Source organism: Shinella granuli, from assembly GCF_004341885.1.
In the GTDB taxonomy this organism is placed as follows: Bacteria; Pseudomonadota; Alphaproteobacteria; order Rhizobiales; family Rhizobiaceae; genus Shinella; species Shinella granuli.
Map to the genome: position 1 here is coordinate 78,052 of NZ_SLVX01000011.1, position 17,375 is coordinate 95,426.

14 protein-coding genes are annotated in these 17,375 nt (G+C 63.6%); 9 read left to right on the forward strand and 5 right to left on the reverse strand.

The genetic code is table 11. The features are described from left to right. Positions 1–11 precede the first annotated feature (11 nt). From mnmG to EV665_RS17885, 4 genes are read left to right on the forward strand one after another with little or no spacing between them, the layout of a single operon-like run. Positions 12–1,895, forward strand: coding sequence for a tRNA uridine-5-carboxymethylaminomethyl(34) synthesis enzyme MnmG (gene mnmG, locus EV665_RS17870; protein WP_133035189.1), 1,884 nt, complete (start codon positions 12–14; stop codon positions 1,893–1,895). After that, the gene (gene rsmG, locus EV665_RS17875) at positions 1,892–2,527 is read left to right on the forward strand and encodes a 16S rRNA (guanine(527)-N(7))-methyltransferase RsmG (protein WP_133035142.1); all 636 of its coding nucleotides are present in this window, start codon (positions 1,892–1,894) and stop codon (positions 2,525–2,527) included. Before mnmG ends, rsmG begins: the two co-directional genes overlap by 4 nt. Before the next feature lie 13 nt (positions 2,528–2,540). Next, the gene (locus EV665_RS17880; protein ID WP_133035190.1) at positions 2,541–3,335 is read left to right on the forward strand and encodes a ParA family protein; all 795 of its coding nucleotides are present in this window, start codon (positions 2,541–2,543) and stop codon (positions 3,333–3,335) included. Between the two features lie 24 nt (positions 3,336–3,359). Next, on the forward strand, positions 3,360–4,250 hold the full coding sequence (locus tag EV665_RS17885) for a ParB/RepB/Spo0J family partition protein (protein WP_133035143.1): 891 nt from the start codon (positions 3,360–3,362) through the stop codon (positions 4,248–4,250). Between the two features lie 15 nt (positions 4,251–4,265). Here EV665_RS17885 and holA read toward each other — a convergent pair whose 3' ends face one another. From holA to leuS, 3 genes are read right to left on the reverse strand one after another with little or no spacing between them, the layout of a single operon-like run. Continuing rightward, complete coding sequence (gene holA, locus EV665_RS17890; RefSeq protein WP_133035144.1) at positions 4,266–5,300, reverse strand: DNA polymerase III subunit delta; 1,035 nt, start codon at positions 5,298–5,300, stop codon at positions 4,266–4,268. Positions 5,301–5,307: 7 nt separating this feature from the next. After that, positions 5,308–5,832, reverse strand: a complete 525-nt coding sequence (gene lptE / locus EV665_RS17895) for an LPS assembly lipoprotein LptE (RefSeq protein WP_064331965.1) — start codon at positions 5,830–5,832, stop codon at positions 5,308–5,310. Then, positions 5,819–8,449, reverse strand: a complete 2,631-nt coding sequence (gene leuS / locus EV665_RS17900; protein WP_133035145.1) for a leucine--tRNA ligase — start codon at positions 8,447–8,449, stop codon at positions 5,819–5,821. Before leuS ends, lptE begins: the two co-directional genes overlap by 14 nt. 197 nt (positions 8,450–8,646) lie before the next feature. Between leuS and EV665_RS17905 the strand changes: the two genes are divergently transcribed. After that, positions 8,647–9,306 carry a YggS family pyridoxal phosphate-dependent enzyme gene (locus tag EV665_RS17905; RefSeq protein WP_064331963.1) on the forward strand — a complete coding sequence of 220 codons (660 nt, stop codon included), beginning with the start codon at positions 8,647–8,649 and terminating at the stop codon, positions 9,304–9,306. A 133-nt stretch (positions 9,307–9,439) separates the two neighbouring features. Next, positions 9,440–11,344 (forward strand): propionyl-CoA synthetase, encoded by a 1,905-nt coding sequence (locus EV665_RS17910; protein ID WP_133035146.1) that lies wholly within the window; start codon positions 9,440–9,442, stop codon positions 11,342–11,344. Between the two features lie 127 nt (positions 11,345–11,471). Here the strand turns inward: EV665_RS17910 and EV665_RS17915 are convergent, their stop codons facing one another. Next, positions 11,472–12,173, reverse strand: coding sequence for a DUF1013 domain-containing protein (locus EV665_RS17915; RefSeq protein ID WP_064331962.1), 702 nt, complete (start codon positions 12,171–12,173; stop codon positions 11,472–11,474). 232 nt (positions 12,174–12,405) lie between these two features. Here EV665_RS17915 and acs point away from each other — a divergent pair, with 232 nt between their 5' ends. After that, on the forward strand, positions 12,406–14,361 hold the full coding sequence (gene acs / locus EV665_RS17920; RefSeq protein WP_133035147.1) for an acetate--CoA ligase: 1,956 nt from the start codon (positions 12,406–12,408) through the stop codon (positions 14,359–14,361). 203 nt (positions 14,362–14,564) lie between these two features. Here acs and EV665_RS17930 read toward each other — a convergent pair whose 3' ends face one another. Next, positions 14,565–14,762, reverse strand: coding sequence for a DUF1674 domain-containing protein (locus EV665_RS17930; RefSeq protein ID WP_084438186.1), 198 nt, complete (start codon positions 14,760–14,762; stop codon positions 14,565–14,567). 210 nt (positions 14,763–14,972) lie between these two features. Between EV665_RS17930 and htpX the strand changes: the two genes are divergently transcribed. Both htpX and EV665_RS17940 read left to right on the forward strand, forming a co-directional pair. Then, positions 14,973–15,938 carry a zinc metalloprotease HtpX gene (gene htpX / locus EV665_RS17935; RefSeq protein ID WP_064331960.1) on the forward strand — a complete coding sequence of 322 codons (966 nt, stop codon included), beginning with the start codon at positions 14,973–14,975 and terminating at the stop codon, positions 15,936–15,938. Next, the gene (locus EV665_RS17940; protein ID WP_380686615.1) at positions 15,929–17,341 is read left to right on the forward strand and encodes an RsmB/NOP family class I SAM-dependent RNA methyltransferase; all 1,413 of its coding nucleotides are present in this window, start codon (positions 15,929–15,931) and stop codon (positions 17,339–17,341) included. Before htpX ends, EV665_RS17940 begins: the two co-directional genes overlap by 10 nt. Positions 17,342–17,375 lie beyond the last annotated feature (34 nt).

A 17,375-nucleotide genomic window follows, 5' to 3' on the forward strand; every position in this document is an offset into this window, starting at 1 on the left:
ATATGGCAGCAATGACGACATATGATGTGGTGGTGATTGGTGGCGGTCATGCGGGGGTCGAAGCGGCCGCCGCGTCCGCCCGCTTTGGCGCGCAAACCGCTCTCCTGACCCACAAGGCGTCGACGATCGGGGTCATGTCCTGTAACCCCGCTATCGGCGGTCTCGGCAAGGGCCACCTTGTCCGGGAAGTGGATGCTCTCGATGGATTGATGGGACGGGTTGCGGATCGGGCTGGTATCCAGTTCCGGCTGCTGAATCGCCGGAAGGGTCCAGCCGTGCGCGGCCCACGGACTCAAGCGGACCGAAGGCTTTATCGCGAAGCCATTCAGACGGAGATCGCACAGATACCCGGGCTGACCGTTATCGAGGGTGACGCCTATGACCTCGATTGCCGCGATGGACATGTCGCGGCTGTTGTTTTGAAGGATGGTCGCCGTCTTGCTTGCGGCGCCGTCGTGATCACGACGGGTACTTTCCTGCGCGGCCTTATTCATATCGGCTCCGAAAAGATACCCGCCGGCCGTGTGGGAGAAGAACCGTCAGTAGGGCTGTCGGCGACATTCGAGCGTCTCGGCTTCAAGCTGGGCCGCCTGAAAACAGGCACGCCTGCGCGCCTTGATGGCCGGACCATTGATTGGAATGCGGTCGGGCGTCAGGCGGCGGATGATGAACCGGTGCCCTTCTCCTTCATGACGGATCGGATCACGACACCGCAGATCGAATGCGGCGTGACCCGAACGACGTCCGCGACCCACCGCATCATCGAGGAGAATATCGGACGTTCCGCAATGTATTCCGGACAGATTGAAGGTGTCGGTCCACGCTATTGCCCGTCGATCGAGGACAAGATTGTCAAGTTCGGCGAACGCGACGGTCATCAGATCTTCCTTGAACCGGAAGGCCTGGACGACGACACGGTTTATCCGAATGGTATTTCGACATCGCTACCGGCTGATGTGCAGCAGGCCTTCATTCATACGATTCCGGGACTGGAGCGGGTCCGTATCCTGCAACCGGGTTACGCGATCGAATATGATCATGTCGATCCGCGCGAGCTATCCGCGACCTTGGAGGCGCGCCGTCAACCCGGGCTCTTCCTGGCCGGTCAGATCAATGGAACGACGGGGTATGAGGAAGCAGCCGCCCAAGGGCTGGTTGCAGGCCTCAACGCCGCGCGGCGGGCAACGGGCATGGACGGCCATGTTTTCAGCCGCACGGAGAGTTATATCGGCGTCATGCTGGACGACCTGACATCCCGCGGCGTGACCGAGCCTTACCGCATGTTCACCTCCCGCGCGGAGTACCGCCTTTCGCTTCGCGCCGACAATGCCGATGTGCGGTTGACGCCGTCCGGCATGGCTCTTGGCGTCGTCGGTGCAGATCGGCGCCATCTTTTCGAGCAATGGTCGACGGAGATGCAGGTTGCGCGCGAAAAACTTCGTTCCTTGAAATTGTCGCCCAATGAAGCCACGAGCAAGGGAATCCGCATCAACCAGGATGGTGTGCGCCGTAGTGCTTATGACCTTCTCGCCTATCCGGATATCAACTTCACACGGTTGGCGGCGGTGTGGCCGGAGCTCGGCGCCTTTTCACCGCGCGTTCGCGATGCTGTCGAAATCGAGGCCAGCTATGCGGTCTACATGAATCGGCAGGAGGCCGATATCGCCGAGGCGCGACGAGAGGAGGAACGGCGTATTCCCGCGGATTTCGACTTCGGTGCCTTGCCGGGCCTTTCCATCGAACTTCAGCAGAAGTTGGCGGTGGCTCGACCGGCAAATCTCGCGCAGGCCGCGCGGGTGGATGGCATGACGCCGGCCGCCTTGACGCTTCTGCTTGCCTATCTCAAGCGTGTTGTCCCCGGTGAGGTTTCGACACAACGGACTGCCAGCGCATGAATCAGCTTCCCCGAGAGTTTGCCAGCCTGAATGTTTCACGTGAAACTGAGGATAGGCTGAACGCTTTTGTCGCTCTCTTCCAGAAATGGGCGAAGACCATCAATCTGGTGGCGCCCTCGACATTGGCGGAAGTCTGGAACCGCCATATCATCGATAGTGTGCAGATTTACGCCCTGTGCCCGGGGCCGCGGATCTGGGCCGATCTCGGCAGTGGTGGTGGGTTTCCGGGCATTGTCACCGGTATTCTTCTGGTTGGTGCGGGAGATGGATGGGTACATCTCGTCGAAAGCAACAACAAGAAAGCCGCCTTTCTGCGGACAGCCATCCTGGAAACGGGTGCGCGTGCCTCGGTGCACGCGATTCGCATCGAGGAGGCGCCGACCGCGATCGCGCATTGTGATGCGATTTCGGCTCGAGCCCTGGCGGATCTGGATCTTTTGTTGGATTTCGGCCTGCCCTGGGCCGAGCGCAATCCGGATCTCAAGTTTTTCCTCCATAAAGGCCGGGATTATCAGCGGGAGGTCGAGAAAGCGCATGGAAGGTGGAGATTCGATCTGGTAAAACATGCCAGTGTTGTCGAGCCGGATTCCGTGGTGCTCGAACTTTCGAAGCTTTCGCGAAAACGCGGGTGATTGGCGGATGTCCATGGCAGGCGAAAAAAACCGGATCATCACCATTGCAAACCAGAAGGGTGGCGTCGGCAAGACGACCACCGCGATCAACCTTGCCACGGCGCTGGCCGCGATCGGCGAGCGTGTGCTGATCGTCGACCTGGACCCCCAGGGCAATGCCAGCACGGGGCTCGGCATCGATCGCCGCAACCGCGAGCTCTCTTCCTATGACCTTTTGATCGGCAGCCACGGAGTTGCCGAGACGGTGCTGCAGACGGCTGTGCCCAATCTGTCGATCATTCCCTCGACGATGGACCTCCTGGGCATCGAAATGGAGATCGCGCAGCAGAACGACCGCGTCTTCCGGCTGCGGCGGGCGCTCGCATCGGTGGAGGCGCGGTCTTACTCTTACGTGCTGGTCGATTGCCCGCCGTCCTTCAACCTCCTGACCATGAATGCCCTTGCCGCCGCGCATTCGGTGCTGGTGCCCCTGCAATGCGAGTTCTTTGCGTTGGAAGGGCTCAGCCAGCTTCTGGAGACGGTGGATCAGGTGCGCCGTACCGTCAATCCTTACTTGGATATCCAGGGCATAGTGCTCACCATGTTCGACTCGCGCAACAATCTTGCGCAGCAGGTGGTCAATGATGTGCGCACACATCTTGGCGAAAAGGTCTACCATACGCTCATTCCGCGCAATGTGCGCGTGTCCGAGGCGCCCTCCTACGGCAAGCCGGCAATTCTCTACGATCTCAAATGCGCCGGAAGCCAGGCCTATCTTCAGCTTGCTTCCGAGGTGATCCAGCGTGAAAGGCAGCGTCGGGCTGCCTGATTTCAGTATCCGTGAGTAGAACCGATGAATGAAGACAACTCAAAGCGGCGCCTTGGCCGCGGCCTTGCCGCCCTGATCGGTGAAATGGACCAGCTTCCCGCCGCCGATGTCGGCGAACGCCCGGCGGTGAATCCGGATCGCCTGGTTCCGATCGAGTTCGTCGGGCGCAATCCGCGCAATCCGCGGCGCTATTTCGATGAATCGGAACTGCAGGATCTGGCCTCCTCCATTCGCCAGCATGGCATCGTGCAGCCGGTCGTCGTGCGCACCACGGCAGACAATCGTTACGAGATCATCGCCGGTGAGCGTCGCTGGCGGGCCGCACAGCTCGCCGGCCTGATCGATATTCCGGTCATTATCAGGGACGTGGATGACCGTACGGCGCTGGAAATCGCCATCGTGGAAAACGTGCAGCGCTCCGATCTCAATCCGCTGGAGGAAGCGATGGGTTATGAGCTGCTGATCGCCGATCACGGCTACACGCAGAACGATCTCGGCGAGATCATCGGCAAGAGCCGCAGTCACGTGGCAAACAGCCTTCGTCTGTTGAAACTGCCGGAACCGGTGCGCGACATGCTGGCCTCCGGCTCGCTTTCCGCCGGCCATGCGCGTGCGCTCATTCCCACGTCCGATCCCGTCGGACTTGCCAAGACCGTCGTCGCGAAGGGCATGTCGGTGCGTGACGCGGAGCGTCTTGCGCAGAACGACATCAAGGCGCAGAGCGATCCCAATCACGGCCAGGCGCCGCGCAAGGACGAGAAGGATGCAGACACACTGGCGCTGGAACGCACGCTTTCGGACGTGCTCGGCCTTGATGTGACCGTCAATCACAAGGGTAGTGGCGGGCAGTTGCGGATCGCCTACAAGACGCTCGAACAGCTCGAGGAAATCTGCCGTCTTCTGGAGCGACGATAATATCCTTAGCCGGATTCAACGCCGTGCGGATTGAAGCACGGTCGCCAGCATGGTTTGCATGGCGATCGTGTCTTCCAGGGCCGGCCGCTGCCGGCTTTGCAATATGGCGGCCTGCAGGCGTTGTGTTTCACGCCGGATCGCCGGCCCCGTCCAGGTTTTCAAGGCATTCTCGACAATCGGCTTGCGGCGGAAATGCAGATGGCGGCCCAGGGTCGCCATGGCCTGGGCGGCCGGTGCCCGCTTTTCATCCATCTCCGCCCGCATCAATTCGAGGAGCTGGAACTGCCGCAGGCATCCCTGCAGCACGAGGAAGACCGGGGTCTTGGAGGAGACGATCTTCTGGATGGCGTGCAGGAAACCGTCCTTGTCGCCCTTGAGGATGGCGTCTATGGCATCGTCCGTCGAGATCGCGCTGGCATCGCCGACGATCTCCTCGACATCCTGTTCCTCGATCAGGTCCCTTCCCCGGCAGTAGAGTGCCAGCTTGCGCACCTCGTTGCGCGAGGCAAGCCGGTCGCCGCCGATGGTTTCCACCAGGCGCGTGCGGGCCGCGGGGGAAATGCGCAAGCCCTCGGATGTGAGCTCCTGGTCGATGAGCGCCTGCAGGGCGCGTCCGTCATCGGCATAGCAGGGGATGGCCACGACGGCCGAACTGGATTCGGCGGCCTTGCGCAGTCCGGCGCCCTTCTTCAGGTCACCCGCCTCGATGATCAGGGTGGATGGCCCGGTCGGCATCTTGGCCAGGATGTCCAGCGCGTCGGAAAGGCCCTTCTCGCTGCCGGCATTGCGGACCCAGACAAGACGATCGCCGCCGAAAAGGCCGATCGCGTTCATCTCGTCGATCAGCCGGCCCGGCTGGCCGCCAATCTCGCCGGCATCGAGTTTCACGACGGAGAAGGCGTCGGTGAGATCGACGCCGCTGGACGCGGCAAGCGCCGCAGCACGTTCGGAAACGAGGCCCCGATCGGGGCCGTAGATCAGGAAGAGCCGTACGGGCAGCGGTTTGCGCTTCAGGAAACCGTCGAACTCGTGCGACTTGACCTCGGCCATAGCCGGCTCAGCGTCGACCGAGCGCCGACGCGACGTCTGCGCGGATCAGCTCCGCCAGCTCACGGGCACCACGGTTTTCCGCATCCCTGACGGCGCGCAGCTTGGCAAATTCCTGCACGGGATAATCGACGAGAGCGACAGCCGAACGCTTGCCGGACGCCAATGTTTCGCCGGAGTCGGTCTGCACGAGATTGTAGTCGGCCGAGACGACGATGCGGCCGGCGCGCGGAATGTCGTCGCGCACGTCGAGCAGCACGCCGATCTTGCGCACCGTCACGTTGAGATCCAGGTGATAGAGCGCGCTCTGCGTCTCGCCGGCGCCGCCCGAGAAGAGGAAGATCAGGTCGTTGCGGACCTGCTGTTCCACACGGTCATCAGCCTTTGAGATGGCCACGGCGGCAAGCTTGCCCTCCGTGCCGGCGGGCGTGGAGTACAGCGGCCGCACCTGGCAGCCGGCGATGACGCCAAGGATGGCGATGCCGGCAAACGCCTTTGCGAACCGGGAGAGGCCGGTTCCGTCAGACAACAACATTCACGATCCTCTGCGGTACGACGATGATCTTCTTGGGTTGCTGGCCGGCGAGCACGGCCTGGACGGCGTCGAGCGCCAGAACGGCCGCCTGGACGGCAGTCTGGTCCGCATCGCGGGCGATTGTCAAATCCGCGCGCTTCTTGCCGTTGATCTGCACGGGCAGGGTGACTTCATCGTCTGCGACGAGGCGGTCTTCGTAGGACGGCCAGGGGGTCGTTGCGACGAGGCCTTCGCCACCGATCTCGCGCCAGCATTCTTCCGCCAGATGCGGCGTCATCGGAGCGACGATGCGGATCAGGATGCCGACGGCTTCACGCAGGGCGGCAACGACATCGGCCGAGGCCTTGCCGGCAGCGGCGGCGGTCAGCGGTGCGGCAAGCGCGTTGACGAATTCGTAGATGCGCGCAACGGCCTTGTTGAAGGCGAGCTTGTCGTAATCGGCCTGCACGGCCTTCAGCGTCTTGTGCGCGACCTGCGAGACGGCGAGCGCTTCGCCGTCCGCTCCGGGACGGCTTTCCGCGGCCTTGAGGCCCGGCGCGGCCTCGGAAACAAGGCGCCAGACGCGCTGGACGAAGCGATGGGCTCCTTCAACGCCGGCTTCCGACCAGATGACGTCGCGATCCGGCGGGGAGTCGGAGAGCACGAAGAAGCGGGCGGTATCGGCGCCGTAGGAGGCGATGATGTCGTCGGGGTCGACGACGTTCTTCTTCGACTTCGACATCTTCTCGATCGAGCCGATGGCGATTTCTTCGCCGGATTCAAGATGGACCGCGCGGCGCTTGCCGCCCTCTTCCTCGATGCGGATTTCGGCGGGCGTCACCCATTCGCGCTTGCCGTCGACGGCGCGGCTATAGGTCTCGTGTACCACCATGCCCTGGGTGAAGAGGCCCTTGAAGGGCTCCTTCAGGTCGAGATGGCCGGCGACCTGCATGGCGCGGGTGAAGAAGCGCGAATAGAGCAGGTGCAGGATCGCATGTTCGATGCCGCCGATATACTGGTCGACCGGCAGCCAGGCATTGGCGGCAGCGGGGTCCGTCGGGTTGTTTTCCCACGGGGCGGTGAAGCGGGCGAAGTACCAGGACGAATCGACGAAGGTGTCCATCGTGTCCGTCTCGCGGCGGGCATCCCCGCCGCATTGCGGGCAGGCGACGTGGCGCCAGGTCGGATGGCGGTCGAGCGGGTTGCCCGGCTTGTCGAAGGTGACGTCGTCGGGCAATTTTACCGGCAGGTCGGCCTTCGGCACGGGCACGACGCCGCACTGCTCGCAGTGGATGACCGGGATCGGGCAGCCCCAGTAACGCTGGCGCGAAATGCCCCAGTCGCGCAGGCGGAAGTTCACCTTGCGCTCGCCCTGCGGCGCGTTGCCGAGCGTGATGGCGGAGAGGCGGTTTGCGACCTCCTCGAAGGCCTCCTCGGTACCAAGGCCGTCGAGGAAGCCGGAATTGATCATCACGCCGTCGCCGACATAGGCCTCGTCGGCGATGGCGAAGGTGGCCGCGTCGCCATCCTTCGGCATGACGACGGGCACGACCGGCAGGTTATATTTGCGGGCGAAGTCGAGGTCGCGCTGGTCGCCGGAGGGGCAGCCGAAGATGGCGCCCGTGCCATAGTCCATCAGCACGAAGTTGGCGATGTAGACGGGCAGCTCCCAGGTCGCGTCGAAGGGATGGCGCACGCGGATGCCGGTGTCCATGCCTTTCTTCTCCGCCGTTTCCAGCGCCGCGAGCGAGGTGCCGGCGCGGCGGCATTCCTCGGCGAAGGCCATGATCTCGGGGTTCTTCGCAGACGCCTCCCGGGCAAGCGGGTGGTCGGCGGAGATGGCGATGAAGGAGGCGCCGAACAGCGTGTCGGGACGGGTCGTGTAGACGGTGACGTCCTTTTCGCCCGTCAGGCCCGCGCCTTCGGAAATTTCCCAGCGCACCAGCATGCCTTCGGAACGGCCGATCCAGTTCTTCTGCATCAGCCGGACCTTTTCCGGCCACTGGTCGAGCGTTTCCAGAGAATCGAGCAGATCCTGGCTGAAATCGGTGATGCGGAAGAACCACTGGGTCAGCTCGCGCTGCTCGACGAGTGCGCCGGAGCGCCAGCCGCGGCCGTCGATGACCTGCTCGTTGGCAAGCACCGTATGGTCGACCGGGTCCCAGTTCACCTTGGACTGCTTGCGGTAGACGAGGCCCTTTTCCAGGAAATCGAGGAAGAGGTGCTGCTGGCGGTGGTAATAGTCCACGTCGCAGGTGGCGAATTCGCGCGACCAGTCCAGCGAGAGGCCCATGGACTTCAGCTGGTTGCGCATGGTCGCGATGTTGTCGTAGGTCCAGCCCTTGGGGTGCACCTTGTTCTGCATGGCGGCGTTTTCGGCGGGCATGCCGAAGGCGTCCCAGCCCATCGGATGCAGCACGTTGTAGCCGCGGGCGCGCTTGTAGCGCGCGACGACGTCGCCCATCGCATAGTTGCGCACATGGCCCATATGGATGCGGCCCGACGGATAGGGGAACATCTCGAGGACGTAGTACTTCTCGCGCGGATCGTCGTTCTTGGTCAGGAAGACGCTGTCATCGTTCCATTTTGCCTGCCAGCGGGGTTCGGCATCGCGCGGATTGTAACGTTCGGTGGCCATGTCTTTGATGTTCCGGAAGTCTTTTGGGAGTCTTGGAGGGCGGTGCGCCCATGCGAATATGGTGCCGAGACCTTCATCATGAAACCGCCGAAGCGTCAAGTTTTCCGGCCTCCGGCCAAAGAGATGCGGCATGCGCGCGCTTGGCAAACCGTGCCGATTTCGCTAGGTCCGGAACCAGATGCCGATGGAGAATGAGCATGGACCTTCAGGACCGTCTCGAGGACGTTCGCAACCGGATGCGCAAGGCGGCTGCCGAAGCCGGCCGCAGGCCCGAGGCGGTGACGCTGGTGGCGGTCTCGAAAACCTTCGATGCCGAGGCGATTCGCCCGGCGATCGCGGCCGGCCAGCGTGTGTTCGGCGAAAACCGCGTGCAGGAGGCCCAGGGCAAGTGGCCCGCGCTGCGCGCCGAGACGGCCGGCATCGAGCTTCACCTGATCGGCCCGCTGCAATCCAACAAGACGGCCGAGGCCGTGGCGCTCTTCGATGTCATCGAGACGGTGGACCGGGAGAAGATCGCCCGCGCGATCGCCGCCGAAATGGCGCGGCAGGGGCGTGCGCTGCGGCTCTATGTCCAGGTCAATACCGGGCTTGAACCACAGAAGGCCGGCATCGCGCCGGACGATACGGTCGCCTTCGTCGCCCTCTGCCGCGACGAACTCGGCCTCACCATCGAGGGGCTGATGTGCATTCCGCCGGCAGACGAGAATCCAGGCCCGCATTTCGCCTTGCTCGCCAAGCTTGCCGAACGCTGCAATCTCGACCGGCTGTCGATGGGCATGTCCGGCGACTACGATGTCGCCATCGGCTTCGGCGCGACCAGCGTGCGCGTCGGTTCGGCGATTTTCGGAACGCGCTGACATCCTCGCTTGACGAAGCGCAAGGGGCGATTTGCCGCTTGCGGCTTTCGTCTGGCTTTTCCGACGCATCGTCCTCTCCTATTCTTTCCTCTGGAGGAGCCGGCCGGTTTCATGGCCGGACATGGAGGATGCGATGCAGAAGACCTATGCCGAGATCTATCGGGCGTGGAAGAATGACCACAAGGGTCATTGGGCCGAAGCGGCCCGGGCGATCGACTGGTTCAGCGAACCGACGGATATTTTCGACGCTGAACAGGGCGTCTACGGGCGGTGGTTTCCCGATGCGGTCGGCAATACCTGTCACAATTGCGTGGACCGGCATGTGACGGCGGGTCACGGCGCGGACGCCGCGCTGATCTATGACAGCCCGGTGACCGGCCGCAAGGCGCGCTACAGCTACGACGAGCTCCTCACCCATGTGAATGCCATGGCGGCGGTGCTCGTCGATCAGGGCGTGGAGAAGGGCGACCGAGTCATTCTCTACATGCCGATGATTCCCGAGGCGGTCTTCGCCATGCTCGCCTGTGCGCGCATCGGGGCGATCCATTCGGTGGTGTTCGGCGGCTTCGCCGCGAGCGAGCTTGCGGCACGCATCGACGATTCCACCGCCAAGCTCGTCGTCACCGCAAGCTGCGGCATCGAGCCCAATCGCGTGGTCGCCTACAAGCCGCTGCTCGACACGGCGATCGAGCTTGCCGGCCACAAGCCGGAGCGCTGCCTCGTCTTGCAGCGGCCGGAACTGGCGGCAGAGCTGAAAGCGGGGCGCGATGTCGATCTCGGCCCCGCGCTTGCGGCGGCGCGGGATGCGGGGCGCATCATTTCCTGCGCACCGCTGGCGGCCACCGATCCGCTCTATATCCTCTATACGTCGGGCACGACCGGCCAGCCCAAGGGCGTCATCCGCGACAATGGCGGCCACATGGTCGCGCTCGCCTGGACGATGCGGGCGTTCTACGGTGTGGAGCGCGGTGAGGTCTATTGGGCGGCGTCGGATATCGGCTGGGTCGTCGGCCATTCCTACATCGTCTATGCGCCGCTTCTCAACGGCAGCACCACGGTGCTCTATGAGGGCAAGCCGGTCGGCACGCCGGATGCCGGCGCCTTCTGGCGCGTGGTGGAGGACTACAAGGTCTCGGTGCTCTTCACCGCCCCGACGGCCTTCCGCGCCATCCGCAAGGAGGACCCGGAGGGCGCGCTCGTCAAGCGGCACGACATTTCCAGCCTGCGCGCGCTGTTCCTTGCCGGCGAGCGGGCCGATCCGGATACGATCCGCTGGGCCGAGGCGGTGCTTGGTGTGCCCGTCATCGATCACTGGTGGCAGACGGAGACCGGTTGGGCGATCGTCGGCAATCCGCTCGGCCTCGGCCAGTTGCCCGTGAAACACGGCTCCCCGACCGTACCCATGCCGGGCTACGAACTGCATGTGCTCGACGATGCCGGCCATGAGGTGGCGCCCGGCACGCTCGGCAACATCGCCATCAAGCTGCCCCTGCCCCCCGGCTGCCTGACGACCTTCTGGAACGCCGACGAGCGTTTCCGCTCGGCCTGCCTGTCGGAATTCCCCGGCTATTACAAGACCGCCGATGCCGGCTATGTCGACGAGGACGGCTATGTCTTCATCATGTCGCGCACCGACGACATCATCAACGTCGCCGGCCACCGTCTGTCGACGGGCGCGATGGAAGAGGTCTGTGCCAGCCATCCCGACGTCGCCGAATGTGCCGTCATCGGCGTCGCCGACGCCTTGAAAGGCCAACTGCCGGCCGGTTTCCTCGTGCTGAAGAGCGGTGTTTCACGTGAATCATCGCTCGTGGAGCAGGAGGTTGTGGGCCTCGTGCGCGAACGCATCGGCCCGGTCGCCGCCTTCAAGACGGCGATCTGCGTGAAGCGCCTGCCGAAAACGCGTTCCGGAAAGATCCTGCGCGGCACCATGCAGAAGATCGCCGACCGGGTGGACTGGAAGATGCCGGCGACCATCGACGATCCCGCCATCCTCGACGAGATCGCCGAGGTCCTGTCCGGGCGGCGGATCGTCTGAGCAATAAAAAACCCGGCCGAAAGGCCGGGTTGCATAGATGGTAGACCTTCCCGTCCGCTGTCGTCATGCTCGGGTCAAGCCCGAGCATGACGGATGAGAGGGGGCACCACCTCGAAAAGAGTGTGGCTCAGAAGCGGTCGTCTTCGTCTTCGTCCGGCGTGGCCGACTTCAGCGACTTCAGCTTGGCGAAGACGGCGTCGGCGTCGATTTCCTTCTCGTCCTCGCGGTCGGTGCTGTAGGGCAGCTTTTCCGTTTCCTGCGCGGATTCCAGCGTCGCGCCGAGTTCGGCAGCAGTCGGCAGCGGACGGCCCTTCGAGGCGCGTTCGACTTCGAGGTCGAGGTCGATCTGCGAGCACAGGCCCAGCGTCACGGGGTCCATCGGCGTCAGGTTGGTCGAGTTCCAGTGGGTGCGTTCGCGGATCTGCTCGATCGTCGACTTGGTCGTGCCGACGAGACGCGAGATCTGCGCATCCTTGAGTTCCGGATGGTTGCGCACCAGCCAGAGAATGGCGTTGGGACGGTCCTGGCGCTTGGAGACCGGCGTGTAGCGCGGGCCCTTGCGCTTGGATTCCGGCACGCGGACCTTCGGCTCGGACAGCTTCAGCTTGTGATTTGGATTGGCTTCGGCGCGGGCGATCTCCTCGCGCGAAAGCTGGCCGGTGGAGATCGGGTCGAGGCCCTTGATGCCCTGGGCCGATTCGCCGTCGGCGATGGCCTTCACTTCGAGCGGGTGCAGTTTGCAGAATGTGGCGATCTGGTCGAACGACAGCGCCGTGTTGTCGACCAGCCAGACCGCGGTCGCCTTTGGCATGAGGAGCTGCTGAGCCATGGATATAGTCCTTCTGTCCGTCCGCGCCGGTGTCGCGGGCCGTGGGGTGTAACCACTATGTTCCGGGAATTCGGCCCTCTATACAATCACCGTCGCAGAAATGCAATTCTTCAAGCGCAAATGACCTTTTGTCTAATTGCCCGAAGGATTTGACCTGATATGTATGGCGACGGAGATGCGGGAAGCCGGAGGAGACGCGGTTTTCCCGTCCATGCGCAGTGAGGAGGAATCCATGTCCGCAAAGACCTATCCGGTGCTGAAGTCCGCGAAAAGCCGTGCGCTGATCGACAACGAAACCTATCAGAACTGGTATCGCGAAAGCATCGAGAACCCGGAGCGCTTCTGGGACAAGCACGGCATGCGCATCGACTGGTTCAAGCCCTATACCAAGGTGAAGAACACGTCGTTTTCCGGCAAGGTGCCGATCAAGTGGTTCGAGGACGGCATCACCAACGTCTCCTACAATTGCATCGACCGCCACCTCAAGGCGCATGGCGACGACGTCGCCATCATCTGGGAAGGCGACAATCCCTATATAGACAAGAAGATCACCTATAACGAGCTCTACGAACACGTCTGCCGCATGGCGAACGTGATGAAGAAGCACGGCGTCAAGAAGGGCGACCGCGTCACCATCTACATGCCGATGATCCCGGAAGCGGCCTATGCCATGCTCGCCTGCGCGCGCATCGGCGCCGTGCATTCCGTCGTCTTCGGCGGCTTCTCGCCGGATGCGCTGGCCGGCCGCATCGTCGACTGCGAATCCACCTTCGTCGTCACCTGCGACGAGGGCGTGCGCGGCGGCAAGCCGATCCCGCTGAAGGAAAACACCGATACGGCGATCGACATCGCCGCCAAGCAGCATGTCATCGTCAACAAGGTCCTGGTCGTGCGCCGCACCGGCGGCAAGATCGGCTGGGCGCCGGGCCGCGACATCTGGCACCACCAGGAGGTGCTGACCGTGCCGCGCGATTGCCCGCCGGCCAGGATGAAGGCGGAAGATCCGCTCTTCATCCTCTACACATCCGGCTCGACCGGCAAGCCGAAGGGCGTGCTGCACACCACGGCCGGCTACCTCGTCTATGCCTCGATGACGCACAAATACGTCTTCGATTACCAGGACGGCGATGTCTACTGGTGCACGGCCGATGTCGGCTGGGTCACCGGCCACTCCTACATCGTCTACGGGCCGCTGGCGAACCGCGCGACCACGCTGATGTTCGAAGGCGTGCCGAACTTCCCGGATGCCGGCCGCTTCTGGGAGGTGGTCGACAAGCACAAGGTCAACATCTTCTACACCGCCCCGACGGCGATCCGCGCGCTGATGGGGGCGGGCGACGCCTTCGTGAAGCGCTCGTCGCGCTCGTCGCTGCGCCTGCTCGGTTCGGTGGGCGAGCCGATCAACCCGGAAGCCTGGGAATGGTATTACAACGTCGTCGGCGAAGGCCGTTCGCCGATCGTCGATACCTGGTGGCAGACGGAGACCGGCGGCATCCTGATCACCCCGCTGCCGGGCGCGACGGAGCTCAAGCCGGGCTCCGCCACGCGGCCGTTCTTCGGCATCAAGCCGCAGCTCGTCGACAACGAGGGTAATGTGCTGGAAGGGCCGGCCGACGGCAATCTCTGCATCACCGACAGCTGGCCGGGCCAGATGCGCACCGTCTATGGCGATCACAAGCGCTTCGTCGAAACCTATTTTTCGACCTACAAGGGCAAGTACTTCACCGGTGACGGCTGCCGGCGCGACGAGGACGGCTATTACTGGATCACCGGCCGTGTCGACGACGTGCTCAATATTTCCGGCCACCGCCTCGGCACGGCTGAAATCGAATCGGCCCTCGTCTCGCACCACCTCGTTTCGGAAGCCGCCGTCGTCGGTTATCCGCACAGCCTCAAGGGACAGGGCATCTATTGCTACGTCTCGCTGATGGCGGGCGAAGAGGGTACGGATACGCTGCGCCAGGACCTCGTTAAGCATGTGCGCAAGGAGATCGGCCCGATCGCCACGCCCGACAAGATCCAGTTCTCGCCCGGCCTGCCGAAGACGCGCTCCGGCAAGATCATGCGCCGCATCCTGCGCAAGATCGCCGAGGACGATTTCGGTTCGCTCGGCGATACGTCCACCCTCGCCGATCCGGCCGTCGTGGACGACCTGATCGCCAACCGGCAGAACAAGGCTGCCGGCTGAGTTTGAAACATGAAGCGAAACGGCGGCTTCGGGCCGCCGTTTTCGTTTGAAGAATCAACTTTCTGGAAGATTGCCTCCCGACGTCATCCTCGGGCTCGACCCGAGGATTCACGCTCCACCCGTGGCCGTGGATGGTCGGGTCAAGCCCGACCATGACGATGGAGAGGGAGACGATGTGTCACGGCCGCTCGCCGAATTTCCTCTCAAAAATCGATCGCCCGGCCCTTGATCTCCCAATCGCCGAAGCGTGCCGGGTCGGCGCCGCCGCGTCCGCCGATCTCCGGCGCGGGTTCGACCGGCGGGGCGGCCTTGCGCCGCTCCTCGGCTTCCCGAAGGGCACGCTGGGCGGCGGGCGGAAGCACTTTCCGGCCGTCCGTATGATTGTCGTTGTCGCTTTCCATCAAATTGGGCATCCTTCCCGGATATTGAAGAATTCCTGTTCGCTTCCCATCATATATGGCATGTCGCGCAAAAGTGTGCAGCGGTTTTGCGATAACGACATGCAAAGCTAGGTATGAAGGCGTTGTGGAAAGCGCTGATTCACGTGAAACATTCCCTTGACAACAGGGGAGTGGCAACCCGGCAAGAGACCAGACAGGAGCCGAAAACGCATGAACATCGTTCGCACAGCCATGCTTCTCGCCGCCATGACGGCGCTTTTCATGGGCGTGGGCCTGCTCATCGGCGGCAAGGGCGGCATGATGATCGCGCTTCTCGTCGCGATCGCCATGAACTTCTTCTCCTATTGGAATTCCGATCGCATGGTGCTGTCCATGTACGGCGCCAAGGAGGTCGACGAGCGCTCGGCGCCGGAATATTATGGCATCGTGCGTGATCTTGCCAAACGTGCCGGTCTGCCCATGCCGCGCGTCTATGTCATCAACAGCGACCAGCCGAATGCCTTTGCCACCGGCCGCAACCCGCAGAACGCCGCGGTAGCCGCCTCGACGGGCCTGCTCCATGCCCTGAGCTATGAAGAGGTGGCGGGCGTGATGGCGCATGAACTCGCCCATATCCAGAACCGCGACACGCTGACCATGACGCTGACGGCGACGATCGCCGGTGCGATCTCCATGCTCGCCAACTTCGCCATGTTCTTCGGCGGCAGCGGCAACCGGGAGAACAACAATCCGCTCGGCTTCATCGGCGTGCTCATCGCCATGATCGTCGCGCCCTTCGCCGCCATGCTGGTGCAGATGGCGATCAGCCGGACGCGCGAATATTCCGCCGACAAGCGCGGGGCGGAGATCTGCGGCAACCCGCTTTGGCTTGCCTCGGCCTTGAAGAAGATCGCCATTGCCGCCGGCCGCATTCCCAACGAGGCTGCCGAGCATAATCCGGCGACCGCCCATATGTTCATCATCAATCCGCTGTCGGGCGAGCGCATGGACAACCTGTTCTCCACCCATCCGAACACGGAGAACCGTATCGCGGCGCTTCAGGAAATGGCCCGCGGCATGCAGACACGCTCGACGGAGCCGGTGCGGGCTGATAATCCGTCCCGCAAATCGCGCTCCGTCCCGTCGACCGGCTGGGGACGCGGTGGTTCCGAACCGCCCAAAGGTCCCTGGTCTTGAACGACGACAAACACAAAAACAGAACGCATCCGAAACGCCATCGCCCCGGCAAGGCGCCGTCTCCGGGGCCTGCTGCGAACCATCCGGAAAAGCCGGGCCTGCGGGCCCGGCAGGCCGCGGCCAAGATCCTGGCGGCGGTCGTCGATCGCAAGACGCCGCTCGACGGCATGCTTGACCTCGAAAACGGCAATCCGGCCTATTGCCAGTTGAACGATGCCGACCGCGCGCTTGTCCGGGCCATCCTCAACACGGCGTTGCGCCACCTCCCCCGTATCGAGGCCATCCTGGATACGCTCGTCGGCACGCCCCTGCCGGACGGCGCCCGCGCGCTGCATCATGTGCTGACGGTCGCGGCGGCGCAGATCCTTTATCTCGACGTGCCTGATCATTCCGCCGTCGACCTTGCGGTCGAGCAGGCGCAGATCGACCCGCGCAACCGCCGCTTCGCCAGCCTCACCAATGCGGTGCTGCGCCGCCTTTCGCGCGAAAAGGCCTCGCATCTGACGGCGACAAAGGCGGTTTCCGTTATTCCGACCTGGTTCCATGAGCGGCTTTCCGCCGTCTATGGCCGTGACCATGCCGCGCGTATTGCCGATGCGCTGCTCGAACCCTCCACTGTCGACCTCACTGTGAAATCGGACCCGGAAGGCTGGGCCGCGCGGCTCGGCGGCCTGGTGCTGCCGACCGGTTCGGTGCGCCTGCCCGTTGCCTCCGGCGCCATTCCGGCGCTCGAAGGCTTCGAGGCCGGGGAATGGTGGGTGCAGGATGCCGCGGCGAGCCTGCCGGCAAAACTGTTTTCCGACCTTGCCGGCAAGCGGGTCGCCGATCTCTGCGCCGCACCCGGCGGCAAGACCGCGCAGCTTGCCGCCGCCGGTGCCAGGGTCACCGCCCTCGACCAGTCCGGCAATCGCCTGAAGCGGCTCATCGGCAATCTCGACCGGCTGCATCTTTCGGCCGAGACGGTCGAGGCGAACATGGCGGAATACCGTCCGGGCGAGCTGTTCGATGCCGTGCTGCTCGATGCGCCCTGCTCCTCGACGGGCACGATCCGCCGCCATCCCGATGTATTGTGGACCAAGGGGCCGGAGGATATCGGCAAGCTGGCCGGCTTGCAGGAGCGCCTGCTGCGCCACGCACTGACGCTCGTGCGCCCCGGCGGGGAGCTGGTCTTCTCCAACTGCTCGCTCGATCCGAGCGAGGGCGAGGACATGGTTGCCCGGGTTCTCGCCGACAATCCGGACTGGCGCATCGCGCCGATCGATCCCGCCGATTGGCCGGGTCTGGAGGCGGCGATCTCTCCGCGCGGCGAATTCCGCACCACGCCTGCCATGCTGCCCGCGACGGTCGGCCATGCCGGCGGCCTGGACGGGTTTTATGCCGTACGGCTCATCCATGCCGGCTGAGCTGCCTAAGCCCTTCCGAAAGACTTCAGCCGTC